This is a genomic window from Nocardia canadensis (assembly GCF_032656385.1).
GTDB lineage: Bacteria > Actinomycetota > Actinomycetes > Mycobacteriales > Mycobacteriaceae > Nocardia > Nocardia canadensis.
In genome coordinates this window covers 1145023-1164596 of the sequence record NZ_JAVCWB010000008.1, presented here as the reverse complement: position 1 = coordinate 1164596, position 19574 = coordinate 1145023, and the positions used below count along the sequence as shown (strand labels likewise).

The 19574-nt window shown below is 70.2% G+C and carries 20 protein-coding genes and 1 riboswitch; of the genes, 11 read left to right on the top strand and 9 right to left on the bottom strand.

The features are described 5' to 3' along the window. Positions 1–105: 105 nt before the first annotated feature. The gene (locus tag Q7X29_RS19180; protein ID WP_316574919.1) at positions 106–252 is read left to right on the top strand and encodes a hypothetical protein; all 147 of its coding nucleotides are present in this window, start codon (positions 106–108) and stop codon (positions 250–252) included. Between the two features lie 36 nt (positions 253–288). Here the strand turns inward: Q7X29_RS19180 and Q7X29_RS19175 are convergent, their stop codons facing one another. Together Q7X29_RS19175 and Q7X29_RS19170 are read right to left on the bottom strand one after the other, a co-directional pair. Beyond that, positions 289–1374, bottom strand: coding sequence for an NAD(P)H-dependent amine dehydrogenase family protein (locus tag Q7X29_RS19175; protein ID WP_316574918.1), 1086 nt, complete (start codon positions 1372–1374; stop codon positions 289–291). Between the two features lie 10 nt (positions 1375–1384). Then, entirely contained in the window at positions 1385–2176 is a 792-nt protein-coding gene (locus Q7X29_RS19170; protein ID WP_316574917.1) for an SDR family oxidoreductase, read from the bottom strand. A gap of 91 nt (positions 2177–2267) precedes the next feature. Here Q7X29_RS19170 and Q7X29_RS19165 point away from each other — a divergent pair, with 91 nt between their 5' ends. The 6 genes from Q7X29_RS19165 to Q7X29_RS19140 all read left to right on the top strand — a co-directional run bounded on the left by Q7X29_RS19165 (position 2268) and on the right by Q7X29_RS19140 (position 6520). Further along, positions 2268–3146, top strand: coding sequence for a helix-turn-helix domain-containing protein (locus Q7X29_RS19165; RefSeq protein ID WP_316574916.1), 879 nt, complete (start codon positions 2268–2270; stop codon positions 3144–3146). 123 nt (positions 3147–3269) lie between these two features. After that, positions 3270–3587, top strand: coding sequence for a hypothetical protein (locus Q7X29_RS19160; protein WP_218720458.1), 318 nt, complete (start codon positions 3270–3272; stop codon positions 3585–3587). Between the two features lie 188 nt (positions 3588–3775). Next, positions 3776–4327: a VOC family protein gene (locus tag Q7X29_RS19155; RefSeq protein WP_218720456.1), complete on the top strand. Its 552-nt coding sequence runs from the start codon at positions 3776–3778 to the stop codon at positions 4325–4327. Beyond that, positions 4324–4830, top strand: coding sequence for a nuclear transport factor 2 family protein (locus Q7X29_RS19150; protein ID WP_218720454.1), 507 nt, complete (start codon positions 4324–4326; stop codon positions 4828–4830). Before Q7X29_RS19155 ends, Q7X29_RS19150 begins: the two co-directional genes overlap by 4 nt. A gap of 5 nt (positions 4831–4835) precedes the next feature. Further along, positions 4836–5645, top strand: a complete 810-nt coding sequence (locus tag Q7X29_RS19145; RefSeq protein ID WP_316574915.1) for an SDR family NAD(P)-dependent oxidoreductase — start codon at positions 4836–4838, stop codon at positions 5643–5645. Further along, positions 5642–6520 (top strand): TIGR03619 family F420-dependent LLM class oxidoreductase, encoded by an 879-nt coding sequence (locus Q7X29_RS19140; protein WP_316574914.1) that lies wholly within the window; start codon positions 5642–5644, stop codon positions 6518–6520. Before Q7X29_RS19145 ends, Q7X29_RS19140 begins: the two co-directional genes overlap by 4 nt. Here the strand turns inward: Q7X29_RS19140 and Q7X29_RS19135 are convergent. Next, positions 6454–7098 (bottom strand): TetR/AcrR family transcriptional regulator, encoded by a 645-nt coding sequence (locus Q7X29_RS19135; RefSeq protein ID WP_316574913.1) that lies wholly within the window; start codon positions 7096–7098, stop codon positions 6454–6456. The two genes, Q7X29_RS19140 and Q7X29_RS19135, sit on opposite strands and share 67 nt — an antisense overlap. Before the next feature lie 81 nt (positions 7099–7179). Here Q7X29_RS19135 and Q7X29_RS19130 point away from each other — a divergent pair, with 81 nt between their 5' ends. Together Q7X29_RS19130 and Q7X29_RS19125 are read left to right on the top strand one after the other, a co-directional pair. After that, entirely contained in the window at positions 7180–7941 is a 762-nt protein-coding gene (locus tag Q7X29_RS19130; protein ID WP_218720446.1) for a 3-hydroxyacyl-CoA dehydrogenase, read from the top strand. Positions 7942–8069: 128 nt separating this feature from the next. Next, positions 8070–8681: a hypothetical protein gene (locus Q7X29_RS19125; protein WP_218720444.1), complete on the top strand. Its 612-nt coding sequence runs from the start codon at positions 8070–8072 to the stop codon at positions 8679–8681. Between the two features lie 29 nt (positions 8682–8710). Here the strand turns inward: Q7X29_RS19125 and Q7X29_RS19120 are convergent, their stop codons facing one another. The 4 genes from Q7X29_RS19120 to Q7X29_RS19105 form a co-directional block, all read right to left on the bottom strand. Continuing rightward, positions 8711–9757 carry an alpha/beta fold hydrolase gene (locus Q7X29_RS19120; RefSeq protein WP_316574912.1) on the bottom strand — a complete coding sequence of 349 codons (1047 nt, stop codon included), beginning with the start codon at positions 9755–9757 and terminating at the stop codon, positions 8711–8713. A 209-nt stretch (positions 9758–9966) separates the two neighbouring features. Next, on the bottom strand, positions 9967–10752 hold the full coding sequence (locus tag Q7X29_RS19115; RefSeq protein ID WP_316574911.1) for a methyltransferase domain-containing protein: 786 nt from the start codon (positions 10750–10752) through the stop codon (positions 9967–9969). Between the two features lie 94 nt (positions 10753–10846). After that, positions 10847–12097, bottom strand: coding sequence for a PE-PPE domain-containing protein (locus Q7X29_RS19110; RefSeq protein ID WP_316574910.1), 1251 nt, complete (start codon positions 12095–12097; stop codon positions 10847–10849). 347 nt (positions 12098–12444) lie between these two features. Further along, complete coding sequence (locus Q7X29_RS19105; protein WP_218720436.1) at positions 12445–12759, bottom strand: DMT family transporter; 315 nt, start codon at positions 12757–12759, stop codon at positions 12445–12447. Between the two features lie 10 nt (positions 12760–12769). After that, positions 12770–12836, bottom strand: a riboswitch (guanidine-III (ykkC-III) riboswitch). Between the two features lie 90 nt (positions 12837–12926). Here Q7X29_RS19105 and Q7X29_RS19100 point away from each other — a divergent pair. Continuing rightward, the gene (locus Q7X29_RS19100; RefSeq protein ID WP_218720435.1) at positions 12927–13814 is read left to right on the top strand and encodes a M48 family metalloprotease; all 888 of its coding nucleotides are present in this window, start codon (positions 12927–12929) and stop codon (positions 13812–13814) included. 299 nt (positions 13815–14113) lie between these two features. Continuing rightward, a complete protein-coding gene (gene ligA, locus Q7X29_RS19095) occupies positions 14114–16105 on the top strand; it encodes an NAD-dependent DNA ligase LigA (protein ID WP_316574909.1) in 1992 nt (663 codons plus the stop codon). A 58-nt stretch (positions 16106–16163) separates the two neighbouring features. Here ligA and rph read toward each other — a convergent pair whose 3' ends face one another. Next, complete coding sequence (gene rph, locus Q7X29_RS19090) at positions 16164–18794, bottom strand: rifamycin-inactivating phosphotransferase (RefSeq protein WP_316574908.1); 2631 nt, start codon at positions 18792–18794, stop codon at positions 16164–16166. A 157-nt stretch (positions 18795–18951) separates the two neighbouring features. Next, positions 18952–19539, bottom strand: coding sequence for a GNAT family N-acetyltransferase (locus Q7X29_RS19085; RefSeq protein WP_316574907.1), 588 nt, complete (start codon positions 19537–19539; stop codon positions 18952–18954). Between the last annotated feature and the right edge of the window lie 35 nt (positions 19540–19574).

Genomic DNA, 19574 nt, shown 5'->3' with positions numbered 1-19574 from the left:
GCGCTTCGCCGGCGCGGCACGCGCGCCGAATAATCATTAGCCCGCCACATCATTGCCCGATAGCCTGGTGAGACCCGCGGATGAGCTCTGGGGAGGAGCGAAACGATGTGGAACTGGGGAAAATCCGTCGCCGAACACGCGGCGGCCGCCGCCTGGACGACCTGGCCGCCCGCCGAGACTCGACCGACCATCGTGGACCCACCGTCGTGGGGATCCGAGCCCGGCATCGCCGGACCGAGCGCGGACACGTGAGCGGCCGAGGTCGCGCCGGCCGTTTTCACTGTGCTGTCACGGCTTGCGGCCGGGATCGGCCAGACCGGACCCGGTGACGAGCGGAAGGTCGAGCGTGGTGCGGATGCCCGGCGCTGCGGCGACGACGGCCGGAATCGCATTGACCACCCGCATCGCCGTGCCGACCAGACTGGCGTGATTGTGGTCGCCGCGGTCGCTGAACATCGCCAGATCCAAGGTGTAGTTCGGCTCACCGGTGATCTCGACGCGGTAGGACCCGCCGGCCCGGGCGGGCTGCGGCCAGTCGGGGGCGAGGTCGGCGCGCAGCCGGGTGACATGCTCGAGCACGGTGACGACCCGGTCGCCGACCATGCCGCGGACCTCGAACCGCAGGGCCGCGGCCGTGCCCGCGGGGATGGTGCCCGAGTCGATGTCGAAGGTCTCCGGCGCGGGCAGTCGCTCGAAACATTCGGTGACGTTGTCGAGTTCGATCGCCAGCCCTGCGGCGAGCTGGCGCACCACGCTGCCCCAGGCCAGCGACAGCACGCCCGGTTGCAGCAGCAGGGGAGTCTCGTCCATCGGCTTGCCGAAGCCCATGATGTCGAACATGACCGCGGGATTGTCGTAGGTGGAGTAGTCGACGATCTCGAGACAGCGCACCTGCTCGACGTAGCGGCAGGTGCCCAGCAGGGCCAGCGGCAGCAGATCGTTGGCGAAACCGGGGTCGATGCCGTTGACGAACAGCGACGCATCGCCCTGCGCCGCAGCCTGTTCCACAGGCGCCAGCAGGTCCGTCGGCAGCACCTGCCACGGATACTGGAGGAACACCGGGGCGCTGGCCACCACATTGATCCCGGCGGCGAGCAGGGCGCGCAGATCCGCGAGCGCCTCCAGCAACCGGTTGTCGGTCATGGCGGTGTAGACCACGCAGTCGGGCCGCAGCGCCAAGACGTCGGCGAGCTCGGTGGTGGCGAGGACGCCGGTGGGCGTGGATGTTCCGGCGAGTTCGGCGGCGTCGCGCCCGGCCTTGTCGGGCCCGGACACGTGCACACCGACCAGCTCGAACCGGGGGTCGGCCAGCACTCCCGCCAGGGCGTGCCTGCCGACATTGCCGGTGCCCCAGTGCACTACACGATGAACCATGGTGTCGTCCTCACAGATCCGGCAGGGGAATGGTCAGATTCGGCGCGATGAGCCCACCGTCGACCTCGAGCACCTTCCCGGTGAGGAAGGCGCCCGCAGGCGAGGCGAGAAACAGCGCGGCCGCGGCGATATCGCCGGGCTCGCCGAGGCGCTGCAAGGGCGTCGCCTGCTCCATCGCCGTGCGCATCTGCTCGTTGCCCGCGACGATGTCGAGCGCGGAGGTCAGAATCGAGCCGGGCGCGATCGCGTTGACCCGGATGCGGGGGCTGAGATCCATGGCGGCGCTACGGGTGTAGTGGGCCAGCGCGGCCTTGGCGGTGGCGTAGGCGGCGAAGGCGCGTCCCGGCAGTCTGCCCATCGTCGAGGTGATGTTGATGATCGAGCCGCCGCCCGCGGTGTCGAGCATCCTCGGCACCGCGGCACGCACCAGGGCGTGCGCTGTCCCGACATTGAAGGCGAAGGCCTCGGCGAGATCGCCGGGGGAGGTGTCGAGCAGCGGTCTCGGCAGCGCCCCGCCCACATTGTTGACGACGACATCCAGTCGGCCGAACTGCGCGGTCGCGGCGTCGGCCAGCGCGGTGACGGCGTCCGGGTCGGCGAGGTCGGCGACCACGACGTGCGCGCGCCGACCGGCCGCCTCGACCTGGTCGGCGACCCGCCGCAGGTCGGCCTCGGTGCGCGCGGCGATCACCACGTCGGCACCGGCCTCGGCGAAACCGGTTGCGATCGCGGCGCCGAGGCCACGCCCCGCCCCGGTGACGATGGCTACCCGGTCGTTCAGACGGAATTGGTCGAGGATCATGAGCACCTCTCGTGCGTCGAATATTCGACTAATATGTGGCGAATAGTCGAAGCAGTGTAGGGCGGGCCGTACCCGCAGACAAGAGGGTGTCATGCCGGAATCCGCGTCGCCGCCGACCCGTCGGGTCATCGAGGTGATGGAACTGCTGACCCGCAGTGACCGCGCGCTGACCGTCTCGGAGATCGCGTCGGCGCTCTCATCGGCGCGTGCCACGATCACCGCCGTGCTGACCGAGCTGACCGAGGCGGGCTGGGTGCGCCGCGACCGCGATCGACGCTTCGGCCCCGGACCCGCGCTCGCCGCGCTCGCGCCCGCCGATCCCGAGATCCCGGCTGTGGCGGTGAGTACCGCGCTACGGGAACTGGCCGCGGCCGCGCACTGCGGTGTGACACTGAGCCGGATCGCCGACGGGCGGCTCACCGTGGTGGCCAAGGAATACGCGGCGGGCGCGCGCATCGTGCCCGGACTCGCTGTGGGACAGTCCATTCCGCTGTCCTTTCCGGCGGGCGCCGCCGTGATGCCGTGGCGCGGGGAGCCCGAACGCCGGGCGTGGCTGGCGACGGCGACCGGCCCGGCGCGGCGGAGCGCGCCGGCGCTGCTGCGGTTCGTCACCACCCACGGCTGTGCGATCTTTCGCCCCGATTCCGACGACGCCGGCGTGGTGGAGGTGCTCGCGGAGTTGCTCGGCGCGGTCGGCGGCGAGGTGGTCCAGGCGGAACTCCGTGCCCGGGTGCTGCGGCAGCTGGCCCGGCTGACCGCGCGTCCCTACCGGGAAGCCGACCTCGCGGACGAGGAGCCGCTGCCCGTGGGCTACCTGTCGGCGCCGGTGCTCGCCGGTGCCGGCGCGCCCTACGAGGTCCAGATCGGTCTGCTGCGCTCCGCGGTCGGCCAGGCCGATCGCGCGCGATACGTCGACATGATCCGCACCGGCGCCGCGGCGCTGTCGGCCGCGCTCGGACGGCGGGCCTGACCAGCGCGGCGGAGCGCGTCCGCGGCGCAGGTCCCGACCGGCTGATTACCTTTCGCCATTGTGGCTATGCCCCCTGTGTCGGGCTCTAGCGGCTCGGGTACGCCCACAGGAACGAGAGTGATCATGTATTTGCGAGCAACGATCGTGGCGACAACGCTGATCCTGGCCATGATGGGCGGGACAGCGGGCTGCGCCGAAGTGGAGAAGGCCGTCAACAAGGGCGGTGACACGAGGTGCAGCGAGTACGTCGCCCAGGATTCCGCCAAGAAGCACACCACGGTGACGAAAATGCTCGAAGAAGAGGGCCGGGAGAGTACGGCCTCGGACCAGAACGCGGTCGACCTGGCGGTCGCCGCCGTCAACCTGATGTGCGAGGCGCAGGCGAACCCGGACACACCGATCCGCGACGCGGATCTGACCGGGATCCTGGTGCCGAAGTGAGGTCCGCCGACAGGCTGCACCCGGCTCGCGCGCGGTGAGCTGGTCCAAGCGTCGGCGCTGCCGGTCGTGCCCGGCGGCGCCGAGCTCCCAGGCGCGTGTCCCACTCGCCGGTCACCCGGTATCGACCCGGGGTGATTCCGTGGGACTGTGAGAGGTCGAGAACCATCGATCTCAGGAGGTCGCCGGGCATGCGGGGAATCAACCACATCGTCCTGTTCGTCGCGGATCTGCCGCGCAGTATCGCGTTCTACGAGGATGTGCTCGGATTCGAGCGGCTCGCCGAGGGATTTCCCGGCGGCGCGTTCCTGCGCCACCCCGGTTCGGCCAACGACCACGATCTCGGGCTCTTCCAGGCCAGGACCGCCGCGGCGGGACCGGGCTCGGTCGGGCTCTATCACGTTGCGTGGGAAGTGGATACGTTGTCCGAGCTGGCCGCGGTGCGCGACGGCCTGACTGCCGCGCACGCGCTGACCGGGGCGAGCGATCACGGGTCGACCAAGGCGCTCTACGCCCGCGACCCCGACGGCATCGAGTTCGAGGTGTGCTGGCTGGTGCCCGACGAGCACGTCGAAGACGCCCTGGCTCCCGGCACCTCGCTGACCGCGCCCCTGGACATCGATGCCCAGATCCGCCGGTACGGCGCCGACACCCCGGGCGGTCCCCGGACCGACCCCGCAGTGTGGGCACGCGTCGCGGCGCGCCGAGCGGCGCTGTCCGCAACGGCGGGGAGGCACTCATGACCCCGGCACCCGCAGATCTCGCGGCACTGCTGCGGCGCGTGGAGCTGATGGAGGACAAGTGGCAGATCCTGGAGCTGATCGCCGCCTACGGTCCCGCCGTGGACAGTGGATCCGCCGACGGCACGGCCGCGCTGTGGTCCGAAGACGGTGAGTACGACGTGGATTCGGGAATGCTGCGCGGGCGCGCCGAGGTGCGCGCGATGGTCGGCAGCGCGCCGCATCAGGGTTTCATCACCAACGGCTCGGCGCATCTGATCGGCCTGCCGCACGTCGAGGTCGACGGGGATCGCGCCGTGGCCATCGGACATTCGCAGCTGGTGCTGAAGGTTCCGGGCACGACAGCGCAGTTCCACGTCGCCCGGATCACCGCGAACCGCTGGGAACTGGTGAAGACCGGCGGTCGCTGGCAGGTACGGCGCCGCGTGGCCCGGTTGCTGGACGGCAGGCCCGAGGCGCGTGAGCTGCTCGGTGGCGTCGTCACCGGATCCGAGGGGCGGGACTGAGACCCATGGACATCGACAAGTACGGCCCCTGGGCGGTGATTGCGGGCGGGTCCGAAGGTGTCGGCGCTGAGTTCGCCGAGCAGCTCGCCCGGGCGGGTGTGCATCTGGTGCTGCTGGCGCGCAAGGAAGAACCGCTGCTGGCGACCGCCGAGGTCTGTCGCGCCCACGGCGTCGAGGTGCGCACGCTGTCGGTCGACCTGCTCGCCCCGGACGCGCTCGACCGCATCGCGGTACTCACCGACGACCTGACCGTGGGCCTGCTGATCTACAACGCGGGTGCCAACACCTACGGCCACGAGTTCGTGACCGGTGACCTCGACCGATTCCGGGCGGTCATCGACCTGAACATCACCGCTCAGCTGACCCTGGTGCAACACTTCGGCGCTCCCATGCGGGAGCGGCGTCGCGGTGGCATCCTGCTGGTCGGTTCGCTCAGCGGATACCTGGGGTCGGCGCAGATCAGCGTCTACGCGGCGGCCAAGGCGTTCCTGCGCACCTTCGCCGAAGGGCTGTGGCTGGAAATGCGCGACCACGAGGTCGACGTGGTGCACCTGGTGCTCGGCGTGACCCGCACGCCCGCGATGGCCAGGGCCGGACTGCGGTGGGACCGGCCCGGCCTGCGGGTCTCCGAACCTCGCGAGGTCGCCGCGCAGGGGCTGGCGAGCCTGGCGAACGGCCCGGTGGTCGTGGTGGAGGAGTTCGCGGCGATCGCGGCCAAGCACAGCGGAACCGATCGGGCCGAGCTGCTGCTGGCCGCGAGCGCCGGGGCCGGGAAACTGCTGCCGCCGCCGGGTGCCCGGACGGTGACCGGATGAGGATCGGCATCGATACCCCGGTGGTGACACGGGTGCCGGGCGCGCACAGCCCGTGGGAGGAGTCGGCAGGCATTGCCGACCTCGCGCGGATCGCGGTCGCCGCGGACCGGCTCGGGTTCCACCATCTCACCTGCAGCGAGCACGTCGCGGTTCCGGCCGCGGTCGCCGCGGTGCGCGGGGCGACCTACTGGGATCCCCTGGCCACCCTCGGGTATCTGGCCGCGCGCACCGACCGGATCCGGCTGGCCACGAAGGTGCTGGTGCTCGGCTACCACCACCCACTCGAGATCGCCAAACGGTACGGCACTCTCGACGTCGTGAGCGGCGGACGGTTGATCCTGGGACTGGGTGTCGGCTCACTGCGGGAGGAATTCGAGCTCCTCGACGTCGCGTTCGACGACCGCGGCGCGCGGGGTGACGCGGCGCTGATCGCCCTGCGCGCGGCGCTGTCGCAGCGTGTCCCGCACCACGAAGGTCCGTATCACCGGTTCACCGACATGGTGGTCGAACCGCACGCCGTTCAGGAGTCCGTGCCGCTGTGGATCGGTGGTCGCACGGCGCGCTCGCTGCGGCGCGCGGTGGATCTGGCCGACGGCTGGGTCCCGTTCGGGCTGACCTTCGACGAGATCGGCATGCTGCTGGCCCGTCGGCAGCCGCCCGCCGGCTTCGAGGTCGTGCTCTCGGCCGGCTCGCTGGATCCGCTCGGAAACCCCACGGGGACAAGGGCGAAGCTCGCGGCCGCGGCCCGCGCGGGCGCGACGGTGATCGGCGCCGCGTTGACGGCGACCTCGGCCGGGCACTACTGCGATCAGCTGGGCGCGCTGGCCGAGATCCGCGACGAGGACTCCGGGGCGGACGCGGTCCCCGGCAGATGAGCATCCATCCACCGCAGCATCCGATCGACCGAGTCGGCGCAGTCCGCACCCGCGCCGGACTCGGCCCACTCGATCAGGGCCGCGAACGTGGCGGACTGATAGGCGGTCGCGAGTGCCCGGCAGATGGCCGCGGGGGAGCCGGGTAGCCGACGGGCCAGATAGCCCGACAGCGTATCGATCCAGGGCTGGTAGATCCGGGGAGCGGTCGCGGCGAGTTCGGGCTCCGAGGAGATCAATCGCAGCCAAGCCGGTGCCAGCTCGTGGATCCGCGGATCGCGCGACACGGATTCGACGATCGCCGTCCGGACGACGAGCGCGGGCGGCGCGTCCTCGGCCGCGCCGGTGAGCACGTCGCGCAGGCGGTCGGTCGCCGGCGCGACACCCAGCCACGCGATCTCGGCGCGGGAAGAGAAGTGCCGCAGCAGGGTTCGCGTGCTGATTCCCGTGGCCTCGGCGAGGTCGTTCCAATTGGTGGTGGCGAAACCGCGGTCGGTCCACAGGCGCAGCGCACCCGCGGACACGGCCCGGGTGTCCAGCACCGAGGGGCGGCCGGGGCGGCGGGGAGCGGGCTGCGTCACGGCGAAAGCCAACCAGTTTTGGCGAAGTGTGTCAATATTGCGGCCGAGCACGAGTCATCTCATCGAACAGGAGTTACGGGTATGGATTTCGTCAATGCGTCCGCGATCGTCACCGGCGGTGCGTCGGGTCTCGGCTTGGCGACCGTGCGGGAACTGCACGCCCAGGGCGCGAAGGTCGTCATCGTCGACCTGCCGTCGTCCGACGGGGCGACCATCGCCAAGGAGCTGGGCGAGGGCGCGGCCTTCGCGGCGGCGGACGTGACCGACGAATCGGCGGTCGCTGCGGCCCTCGACGTCGCCGAATCGCTGGCACCGCTGCGGATCGCCGTGAACTGCGCGGGCATCGGCAACGCGATCAAGACGGTCGGCAAGAAGGGCGCGTTCCCGCTCGCCGATTTCACCAAGGTGATCAACGTCAACCTCGTCGGCACGTTCAACGTGATCCGCCTCGCCGCCGAGCGCATGGCGGCCACCGAGCCGGTCGGTGAGGAGCGCGGCGTCATCGTCAACACCGCGTCGGTCGCCGCCTACGACGGCCAGATCGGCCAGGCCGCCTACTCCGCGTCCAAGGGCGGCATCGTCGGCCTGACCCTGCCGGTCGCGCGTGACCTGGCGAGCTTCAAGATCCGGGTCGTCACCATCGCGCCCGGCCTGTTCCGCACCCCGCTGTTCGAGACGCTGCCCGAGGAGGCGCTGCAGTCGCTCGGCGCGCAGGTCCCGCACCCCTCGCGCCTGGGTCAGCCCACCGAGTTCGCCGCGCTGGCCCGCCACATCGTGGAGAACCCGATGCTCAACGGCGAGACCATCCGCCTCGACGGCGCGATCCGCATGGCGCCGCGCTGACCTGATCGACACTCCAGGGCTTCCGGCCGGGCACGATGTCCGGCTGGAGGACCGGGTCCGGCGGTACGCTCGCCGGTCCGCCACATTCTCCGCGCGAGTCGCGCACCTCGGCCGGATAGGTTGTCAGGGTGTTCGAGCAGACGCGCCGGTTCGCGCTGCCGCCGATCAGCGCGGCGGTGACGATGTTCGTGGCAGTGATGGTCGGCCTGCATCGTGGCTGGGTGGTGACGCAGCTATGGCTGCTCGCCCTACCGGTACTGGTGCTGGTCTGGGTCGTGGTGATCGTCGTCTTCGCGGTCGCGATCGGGCGAGCCCGTCGGTTCCCGCGGCGGTGGCCCGTCGTGGTCACCGCTGTCTTCGCGGTGATCGGCACAGGTGGGCCCGCGCTCTTCGTCGCGGAGCCGGAGGTCGGGGTGTTCACCCGATTCTGGCTCGAGCGGCCTGCGTTCGCGGCGGTGGCGGCGACGTCGGTGCCGGCGAGGCCCGACGACTATTACGGGAGCCCGCTACCGAGCCACCTGTGCCTCGTTTCGGCGAATTGCCGAGTCGCGGTCATCGGCACCAGTGGTGGACACCCGGTGCGGTTCGTCCCCGACTACGTCGGAATTCCCGATGGCGCAACGGGGTACGCGCACTTTCGCGGTGCGCCCGGTCCCGGACCGTACGACGGATTCGGCGACCCGATCTGTCCGAAAATCGAGCTGTCCGGCGGTTGGTGGTGGCTCGGCGGCTGCACGTAGGTGTACTCGGCGGAGCAAGACCCAGCCGGTCAGACGACGTGCGCGACGTCGGCGGCGAGGAAGTCGCGGATCGCCGCCCAGCTGGAATCGCGGGCACCGGGGCCGGCGATGATGCCCAGATGGCTTCCGTCGACCTCGGCGAAGCGCACCGGCGCGCCGAGGAGCACTTCGGTCCCGGCCGCGACGGAGGCGGCCGAGGCGAGTTTGTCGCGGCGGCCACCGATCAGCAGGACCGGGACGGTGATCGCGGCCAGCTCGATCGCGTGCGCCGGGCTCAGATGCACTGTGCCCTTCCACATCTCGTTGCGCACGATCAGCCGGCGATAGACCTGCCGATAGAACCGGCCGGGATATCCCGGCATCTCGTCCATGAACCGGTCGACGGCCTGCATCCGGGCCAGCGCTTCGACATCGCCGGCATTGCGGGCGATGTACCACGGTTTGGTCAGTTCGCGGTCGAGCGCCTGGGCCCGGAAACCCATGCGCACGGCATGTTTCGGTATGCCGCCGAGAAGTCGCACGGGTTCGGTGACCAGCCGGCCCGAGGTCAGCCGGGCGACCGAGCGCGCCAGCGCCATCGGGCCGTTGCGGCGCTGGTCGAACGGTGTGCCGACCGCGGTGATCGAGGCGAGCGGGAGACCGGGGTCGGCGGCCGCGGTGAGCAGGCTGATCGTGCCACCGAAGGACCAGCCGATCACGTCGACCGGGGCGTGCGCGTGCTCCGCGCTGACCCGGTGCACCGCGGTGGGCACGATGTCGTCGACCCATTCCTCGAATCCCAGGTTCCGGTCGGCCCAGCCGATCTCGCCGTAGTCGATGACATAGACGTCGCGGCCCAGGTCCAGGAGATACTCGACCAGGCTCTGGCCGGGTCGCAGGTCGTAGCAGGAGATCGTCACCGCCAGCGGCGGCACCAGCAGGATCGGGTTGCCGGTGCCCGCGCCGGTGCGGCGGTAGCGTCGCAACAGCCGATGCGGCTGGTCGTAGACGACCTCGGACGGGGTCGGGACATACGGCTCGATTCCGGGGCCGAACAGCGCGCCCACATTACGCACCGCGTTGTCCCAGCTGACCATCACATACCTCCACGCCCGTGCCCACCGCACATTTTACCTGGACATCGTGTCCGACTTATCGCCGGCAGGCAAATCGCCGCCGACGGTCGGGCGCCGGGTTCCTCGCGCGGCCGCCCGCCTCCCGGTCTCCGGGTGGCCACCAGGTCAGCATGCGAAACTACTAGTTTCGTATTAAGCATCGGGCAATTCGGGGCGCACCGGACAATGCCTCAATTCGGCGTGGCGATCAGGTGAAAGAACCTCGCCGTGTAGATGTAGGGCGCGCGGGAGGACATCGCGAGTTCCAGTTGTTCGAGTCGGGCGAAGAAGTGCGGGTCGGTCTTGCGCTCGTCGTCGACGATCAGGTCGCAGACGCTGCGAATTCCACGGTGCGCCAGCACCCGCAAACCGGCATCGGTGAGGCCCTGTGCGACGTCGTCCGCATAGCAGGCGCGGGTGTCGGTGTCATAGGTGACGGTGTGGCGCAGCGAACTGTCCAACTGCCGGATCGCCTCGTCGAGATCCGATGTCCGGACCGCTGTCAGCAGCGGATCGGCGTCCGCGTTGGGTGCGATCACCGACACGACCCCCGCGCCCGACACGAGCGTTGCCAGCGTGCGGAGGAGATCGCGCGCGTCCGGCACGTACTGCAGCAGGTTGTGGCAGAGCACCACGTCGAACGAGCGGGGACCGAAATCGCGGACGAGGTCGTCGACGTCGACCAGACGGGTGCTGATCCGGTCGGCGACCGTCTCCTGATCGGCGAGGGCACGCGCCGCGGCCAGTGCCGGTTCGGAGATGTCGGCGATGGTGACGTGATGGCCGTGTGCGGCGAGGTCGATGGCATCGAGGCCGTTGCCGCCGCCGACGTCGAGAACCGTCAGGGGCCCGGCCGGCAGCCAAGCGGCCAGGTTCGCGGCGGCGATGGTGTAGCGGAGTCGGCCCCAGGGAGTGGTCTGCCAGTGCCGGAACGTCTCCAGTCGTGCGTCGAACACGGTTTCGGAGGAATCGTCCATCGCACCAACGCTTTCGCTCGGCTCGGGTCGTTCCCGGCGCGCGGTACGCCGGTCCGTTCGACCCTAGCCGGGTCCGGGGTCGCCGCGGTTGTGGCTAGGGAGCCGGGGTGAGGAAATCGTGGAGGAGGGGTGATATCGGATTCGGCGGGAGGAGGTCGTCGAGATTCGTCAGGGCCGCCGCGGGCGGCAGGGTGCGATCCGGGGTGTGGGACGGGTTGTCGATGTCGGCGGCCGCGGCGGCGATGCCCTGGTCGATCGCGACGGACAGGTCCGCCGGGAGGGTGTCGGTTCTGCTGGGGTCGAGGGGTTGATCGACATGCAAGGGGGTGGGGGCCGCGTAATCGGTGCGGTCGTATCCGGTTTCGATCACTACGCGCAGGGCCGGTTCCAGGAGGGCGGCGACGGGTTCGGTGACGTCGGTCCGGTTCAGGTGGTGTCCGACCGCGCGCAGGGGATACAGCAGGGGCAGGGTGCCTTCGGGGCTGGGGATCGTCTTGTAGGTGGTGTCGCCGTGGACCTGGCAGTTCGCGGGATGGTCGTCGCAATTCTGCTGTGCGAGGTAGTCGGCCGGATCGGGGTAGCCGTAGATCGCCGCGCCCGGCTTGGGGTGGCTGCCCGCGCCGTCGCCTTTCGGCTGCAGATAGGAGGGGTGGATGAGCAGGGTGCCCAACAGGGCATTGGCGACGGCGACGACATTGAGCGGATAGGCCGGGAAGTCGGAAATGCCGTCGTACTGCATGGCGATATCGGTTGTCGCGATGCCGGTGTCGGTCGGGGTGGGCGGTCCGAAACTGATGTCGGCGATCGGGATCTCCCCGAAACGTACCGGCCGCTCGATGATTCCGCCGTTGGGGCGATTCGGGTTCGCGATGAGGACGAAGGTCAGACGGTCCTTGTCCGGGGGTGTCAGGCCGGCCAGGGCGGCCTTCTGCGCACTGGCGACCGTCGCGCCCTGCGAATAGCCGAAGACGACGATGCCGCCGTGCGCGGGAGCGTCGATCTGTCGGGCGGCGAGCGCGCCGAGAGTCGTCACACCGTCGGCCACCGAGGGATTCCACTTCGCCGAGGATGCCTCGGGACCCTTCGACGAGATGACCGGCCACAGGGACGCGTCGTACGGGACGGGAACGAAGGCGACACCGGGACAGGAGTTGTCCGTACAGCCATCCGCGCCGGGGGCGACGAAGTTCTGGTAGGCATTGCTTTCGAAGTTGTGGGCCACCGACGGGTCGCTGGTGCCGGTGCCGGGAACGACCAGCACCGTCGTCGCGGCGAGAGCGACCGCGCCGACACTCTGCACCTCGAGCCACACCACACCCAGTGCCGTCAGAATCGCGGCGGACACACTGCCGCGTGCGGCCGAACGCCGCCTCCGTTCTCCCGCCTTCGTCGCCCGACCGATTCGTCGCGTCGTCGATGTCTGCGGCATGGACTGTCCCTTCAGCGGGAGGGAAGAGCGAGACCTCGGCAATTTCGGAGCAATTCTGCCAGCGGTTGTGCTGTGCGACAAGGACGCAACGCGGAGAGAATGGCAGCCCCTGCATCATTGCGCGCGCTGATCGAGGCCACGCCACCGTTGCGGCAGCGTTGCGCGGAGTCGGCGGAGAAGCGGAGATCGGTGGACGTGCGCGGACCGACGACGCGGATCGGGAGTGATCGAGACGTCATCAGGGAAAAGAAGGAGCGTGGTGGTCAGTGGGTGAGTTTGAGTCCGACCACGCCGGTCACGATCATGGTCAGGAAGACGAGCTCGGCCACCGTGACGGGTTCCTCGCCGGTGGCCATGGCGTAGGCGACGGTGAGGACCGCGCCGATACCGACCCAGACCGCGTACGCGGTGCCCACGGGAAGTTCGCGCATCGCGACGGCCAATCCCGCCATGCTCGCCAGGAGCGCGGCGAAGAACACCACCGAGGGTACGAGCCGGGTGAAGCCTTCCGATTTGCCCAGAGCCGTTGCCCAGACGGCCTCCAGAAATCCGGACACGACCAGCAGAATCCACGACATGAGAGCCCTCCTCGGGCCGTCTTGTCGCACTCCGGGTACGGCACCCCTCGTCCGGAAGCCCGAGGTCCGGGCTCACTTCCACCATGGCACGCCGGTTACCGGGCGGCAAGCGATGGTGGTTCGGCTCACCGCCCGACCTGTCGGTGAGTATCCGTAAACTCCTACCGGTGGGGAGGATTCGCGAATTCGCCGGTGGATTTCTGCTGACGCTGCCGAGCCTGACGCTCAATGGAGTGCTGGTGTATGTCGTCGGGGTCGGTATGGGTTACTGGGCGGCGATGATCGTGCTCGCGCTGTGGTTCGTGATCGGTTGCGGTGTGGCGAGTGCGTCGTGGTTCCACCCGAATCGGGCACAAGCGGCGGCGGCGTACGGATTTCGTCCACCGGTCGGCGCGGAGCCGGACCTGCTCGCGTCAGCCTGGTCCGAGGTCACCCGCGCGGCCGGCGTCGACGGTTGGCCCTATTCGCTGTGGGTGCAGCAATCGGCCGCCTTGAACGCCTTCGCCGCCCCCGCCCGGATGGTCGCGGTGACGAGCTGGGCGCTCGGGTCGCTGCGGCCACGGCAATTGGCCGCCGTGCTCGCCCATGAACTCGGCCATCACCTCCTGCTCGATCCGCGGCTGCGGCTGCTCGACGACTGGGCCTCGCTCCCGGCCCGCGTGGTCCGCGCGATCGGCAAGATCCCTGTCCGCGCGGCGCGGGGTCCCGGTGTCGTCCGCCTGCTGATCCGGTCGGCGATCTCGGCCGCGCTCCTGGTGGGCGCGGCGACGGTGCTGACGCCGCGCATCGGCGCACCGACCGTCGCGGTCCTGATCACCCTGCTCGTGCTGGAACCGCTCAGCGCGGCGGCGCGCTCGCGGCGAGGGGAGTTCGCCGCCGATCGGATGGCGGTCGACTTCGGGTACGGCCGCGATCTGCACGGCGCACTGCGCAGGTGGCTGCCGCACGAGTCGACTCCCGCATCGCCACTGCTCGCCGCGCGTGCCCGCTGGCTCGGCACCCATCCGCCGACAACCGAACGGCTGCGGGCGATTCGGCGAGCCGTCGCGGCCTGACCGCCCGCGCCGTGGGAAGGGGGCGCACCCGCCGGAGGAACAGTCGGCGGGTGCGCCGGATCAGGAGCGGTCGCGTCCACGGCGCGATCCGCACCGCGAGGGCAGCTCGGCGGTGCGGTTCCGCGGGGCGCGAGGAGCCGCCGCGGGTGTCGGGTGCGCTCGGTCGGCGAGACCGGACACGGCCGGAACCTGATCGCTGCCGATACTGCCGTCCGCAGCGTGAGGATTTCGTGAGCCGCCCACCCCCCGCCAACCCTGCTCGTCGGAGGTGTCGGTGGGAATCGGTAGCGTCGTGTGCTGTGGAAACAGGGGAACGTATCCAAGAACTCGCCGATCGCATCGTGGCGCTGCGCGACGCCTACTATCAGGGCGAGCCGCTGGTCGCCGATGCCGAGTACGACACGATCGAAGACGAGTTGCGTGCGCTGATCGCGGCGCACCCCGAGCTCACGCCCGAGCCGAATCCGCTCGACCAGGTCGGCGCCCCCGCGGTGCTGCACGCGCCGGTGCGGCACTCGCGGCCGATGCTGTCGCTCGAGAAGGCCACCAAGCCAGAGCAGGTCGAAGCGTTCTTCCAGCGGTTTCCCGGCCAGCCGGTGGTGGTCATGCCGAAGCTCGACGGTTTGTCGCTGGCACTGGTCTTCGAGGACGGCCGGTTGGTGCGGGCCGTGACCCGGGGCGATGGCACGACCGGTGACGATGTGACCATGCTGGTCCGCGCGCTGGTCGATGGTGTACCCGACCGGATCGAGCTCCCCGGGCGGGTGGAGGTGCGCGGCGAGGCGGTGATGCTGCGCTCGACCTTCACCGCCTACAACGCGGCGCACCCGGACAAACCCCTGATCAATCCGCGCAATGCGGCGGCGGGCACACTGCGGGCCAAGGACCCGGCCACCGTCGCCGAGCGTCGCCTGCAGTTCTTCGGCTTCGACCTCGACACCTCCGATGACAGCGCCGCGCACGACCTCGGCGCGGGCCTGCACGCGCTGGGCGTGGAAGGCGCGCGGATGCGGCTGTGCGCCGACGCGGCACAGGCGCTGGCCGCGATCACCGAAATCGAACAGGGCCGCAACGACCTGGACTACGACATCGATGGGGCCGTGCTGCGGCTGGCCGACCGGGATGCGTACGCGGCGGCCGGAACCCGCTCGAACTCGCCGCGCGGCGCGCTCGCGTTCAAGTTCGCCGCGGAGGAGAAGACCACGCTGCTGGCCGACGTCGTGTGGGACGTGGGCAAGACCGGCAAGATCGTGCCGGTCGCCTGGCTGGAGCCGGTGTTCGTCGGCGGTACCACCGTCACCAAGGCGACACTGGCCAACCAGGAGGTGATCCGCGCCCGCGACATCAAGATCGGTGACACCGTGCTGGTGCGCCGCGCGGGCGATGTGATCCCGTTCGTGGCGGGCGTGCTCGACGCGGCCGCGCGCACCGGCGAGGAGCGCGAGATCGTGCCGCCGACCGCGTGCCCGTCCTGCGGGCAGCCGGTCACCGAGCAGGGCAACAGCCGAGAGCTGTTCTGTACCAATGTGGCCTGTCCGGCCCAGACCGTGCGCCGGCTGATCCACTGGGCCTCGCGCGCGGCGGCCGACATCGACGCCATCGGGCAGGTGTGGATCGAACGCCTCGCCGAGGCGGGCATCCTGGAACGCCCGTCGGACTTCTACACCCTCACCCAGGAGCGCCTGCTCGAATTCGACCGCATCGGCGAGGTGTCGGCCGCGCGGATGATCGAGTCGATCGACGCGAGCCGCCAGGTCGGCTTGCGTCGCGCGCTGATCGGCCTGGCCATCCCGATGGCCTCCGACGGCACCGCCGCGCGACTGGCCCGCGCGGGTTTCGGCTCCCTGGAGGAGGTCGCCGACGCGGGCGAGGAACGCCTCGTCGCGGTGGAGGACATCGGCCCTAAGGTCGCCGCCTCCCTGGTCGCGCACCTGACCCGCCTACGTCCGGAGCTGGAGCGGTTGCGCGCGGCCGGTGTCAGCCTGGACGTGCGCGAGGAGGACCTCGCGCCGGTCGTCGCGGCGGGCGCGCCACTGGCGGGCAAGACGGTCGTCATCACCGGCGCCATCAGTGATCCGCGGTCGGGGGAGAAGGTTGCCCGACCGACCTTCCAGCGCCTGTGCGAGCAAGCGGGCGCGACGGCGGCCTCCTCGGTCTCGGCCAACACCGACCTGCTCATCACCGGCGCCGGCGTCGGTGACAGCAAGCTGGCCAAGGCGGAGAAGCTCGGTGTCGAGGTCGTCGATCAGGGCGCGATCTGGACCATGCTGATCAGCGCCAAGGTGGTCTAGACCGCCCGTTCCCGGCGGCCCGCTGCAGCGGGCCGTCGGGAAGGCCACGGCGTCGCCGTCATTCGTCCGGGGTCAGGATCTCCACGTAACCGTCGGCGCCGTTCACGCGGATGCGCTGCCCGTCCCGGATCAGCGAGGTGGCATGCTCCACCCCGACGACGGCGGGCAGTCCGTATTCGCGGGCGATCACCGCGCCATGGGTCATCAGGCCGCCGACTTCGGTCACCAGGCCCCTGATCGCGACGAACAGCGGAGTCCAGCTGGGGTCGGTGTAGGCGGTCACCAGGATGTCTCCCGGGTCGAGGTCGGCCTGCCCGATGTCGGACACGACGCGCGCGCGACCTTCGATGATCCCTGCGGAGACCGCCATGCCGGGCAGTGCGCCGGACGGTAGATCCTCGCGCCGGTACGCCCCGCTCAGCGCCTCGCCGTCGGAGGTGAGCACCCGAGGTGCGGACAGCGACTGATACGCGTTGAAGGCGTCCTTGCGCTCGTCGATGAGTTCGGCACTCACCCGGCGGGTGCGGACCACCTCGCCGAGTTCGTCGAACCGGAGGTAGAAGATGTCCTCCGGCGCGCGCAGGACGCCGTCGCGGACGAGCCGCCCGGCTTCGCCGAGCAGCGCCTGCTTGTAGACGAAATAGCGGCTCACCATGCCGTACTTCGGATACTCCCGATAGCCGGAGTAGGTGCGCAGGCGGTCGATCATCGCCGCGGTCTCCTCGGCCTTCGCGGCCCCGTCCGGCAGGGCGCGCACGCGGTCCAGGAGCTGATGCTCGGCCTGTTCGGCCGCACGCAGGCCCTCGTCGAAGCGCTGCGTGCCCGCACCGGGCCCGAAGTTCTCGATATTGCCCAGGATCGTGGGCACGAGCGTGGTGGGACTCTCGCTCCAGCGCGGGCGGGTGATGTCGATCTCGCCGACGCAGCGCATGCCGTAGCGGGCGAGAAAACCCTCGATCGCGGCACGGGCCTCGGGACCCCCGGACCGGTCGGCCAGCTCGACCAGGAAGCCGTCCGGCCCCGGGCCCGTCTGCTCGACCTGCTCCAGGTAGGCGACGACATCCGGGTGCGGACGGATCGCGTCGGCGACGTCGAGCAGTGCCAGACCCATCTCCGAGGTCACATTGCCCGGAACCGACTGCAGGAGCATGTCGGCGGCGTTCTTCTCGCCGAGCCACTCCCACAGCCGGTCGTTGAGCCACTCGGTGGCCTCCATCGCCGACATGATCGCCTGCAGGCTGCGCGGCGCGAACACCGTCCGCTGCAATTCCTGGATATCGGCGCGGAGGAAATCGATCAGCGCCGGGCCCGTGTAGTTCGGGATCTCGCGCTGCAGCGTCGCGATGGAGGAGTCGATGTCGGCGACCAGCTCGGCGACGAGGTCGGGGTCGGCCTCGATCGGCGTGCGCGCCGCACCGGGCGTCGGGACACCGGCGGGTGCGCGGACCTCGGCGTCCTCGGTCGCCGGGCGGAGGAAGTCGCCGCGCTCGACCACCGACCGTAGCGCGTCCCCGATCAGCGGATCGGACTTGCCGAGCCCGTCGATCAGGCCGGTGCGGACCGCCGGCGTGGACAGCATCTCGGTGACGTCGACGAACAGGCGACCGCCCGCGTCTCGCATCGGCGCGCGACTCGTCAACTGCCACAGCGAGATTCCCAGTGGCTTCATCGCATCGGTCATCATCTGCTGGTGGCCGACCGACACGTAGACGCGGTTCTGCCCGTCGGCGGCCACCGGAATCGGGAACAGGGTGGTGATCGGTCTGCTCTGCACGATCCGCGGATCCGCGCCGTCCAGACACCACTCGATGTCCTGCGGACTGCCGAAATGCGCTTCGATCCGGCGGCCGAGCCGGGCCAGCCGCAGCACCTCCGCATCGGTGAGCACCGGGTCGTTGCGCTGCTCCTCGGTGATCTCGCGTACCCGTGTGCCGCCCGCGGGCGCCGGCTCGACGGCGAGTTTCTTGGTGGCGATCGTCCGGTCGACGACGGTGTCGTCGCGGACCCGGTAGATGTCGGCGTTCACGAGACCGGAGACGAGCGCCTCGCCGAGGCCGAAACCGGCATCGATGGAGACGATCCGCCGGTCGGAGGTGACCGGATCAGCGGTGACGAGAATGCCCGAGGCACGCGGGAACACCATCCGCTGCACGACCACCGCCATCCGAATCACCTTCTCGCCGAACCCGTTGCGCAGCCGGTAGGTGACGGCGCGCTCGGTGAACAGCGAAGCCCAGCACCGGCTGACGTGCTCGAGGATCGCCGAAGGTCCCACGATGTTGAGGAAGGTGTCCTGCTGGCCCGCGAACGACGCGGTCGGCAGGTCCTCGGCGGTGGCGCTGGACCGGACCGCGTAGGCGCCGTCCACGCCGAGCCGGGCGTGCGCGGCGAGGATCTCGGCCGCGACGTCCTCCGGGACGACCAGGTCCTCGATCGCGTGCCGCACCCGGGCGCTCACCGCGGCGATCGCCGCACGGTCCTCGGCCGCCAGGCGCGACAGTTCGTCGAGCAGGTCCTCGATCGCGGGTGCGCCCGCCAGCGCCCGGGCGAAGGCGTCGGTCGTCACACAGAAGCCGTCCGGCACGTCCACACCCTCGATGCGCGCCAGCTCACCGAGGTTCGCGCCCTTGCCGCCGACGATCGCGATCCGGGTGCGATCGATCTCCCCGAAATCCAGTACATAGGCCATCCCCGCTACTCCTCACCTGGTGGTTTCGGTATTTCGCGAGCGATTATGGACCACAATTCCGCGCCTCATGAGGGCCCGGATTCGTGTATACAGTAGAAGGGGGAGGCAAGCAGTCGGAACGTGCCGCGATCGGCAACGGCCCGTCGACGGCGAGGATTCAGCGACCACCCGGGCGATCGGTGCGTAACCGGGCATGCAGGTGCATGTCGTGGCAGCCGTCGCGGTGGCGCCCGGCGCCGCGCAGGGTGCCTTCCAGAACGAATCCGCACTTGGCCGCGACACGGCACGACGGCGCGTTGTGGACCGAGTGGGTGAGCTGGATGCGGTCGAAGCCGATGTCGTGGAACGCCCACCGGGTGAGGACGCGGGCGGCGCGGGGTGCGACAGCCCGGCCCCGCCGGGCGGGTAGCGTCCAGTAGGCGAGTTCGGTGTGGCCTTCGCCGAGGTCGGTGCGGCGCAAGCCGATTCGTCCGGCGACCTCGCCGTCCACGGTGACGGCCCACTGCCCGTTGCCGGTGGACCAGGTGCCACGCCAGCGCTCGATCCACTCGCGCACCTGGCCGACGGATTCGGCGCTGCGGACGTGCCAGCGGCTGATCGCCGGGTCCTGGAACGCCCGGTACACGACCGGTGCGTCGGCCGCGGTCCACGGGCGCAGGATCAGGCCGTCGATCCCGGGAAGCGTCGGTTGGGGTGTCGCGGTGAATCGGTCGGCATCCACCACGGGTGGCAGCAGTTCGGGCATGTCGATATTGTCCGCTCGCCCCGGTCCTGGTGGCG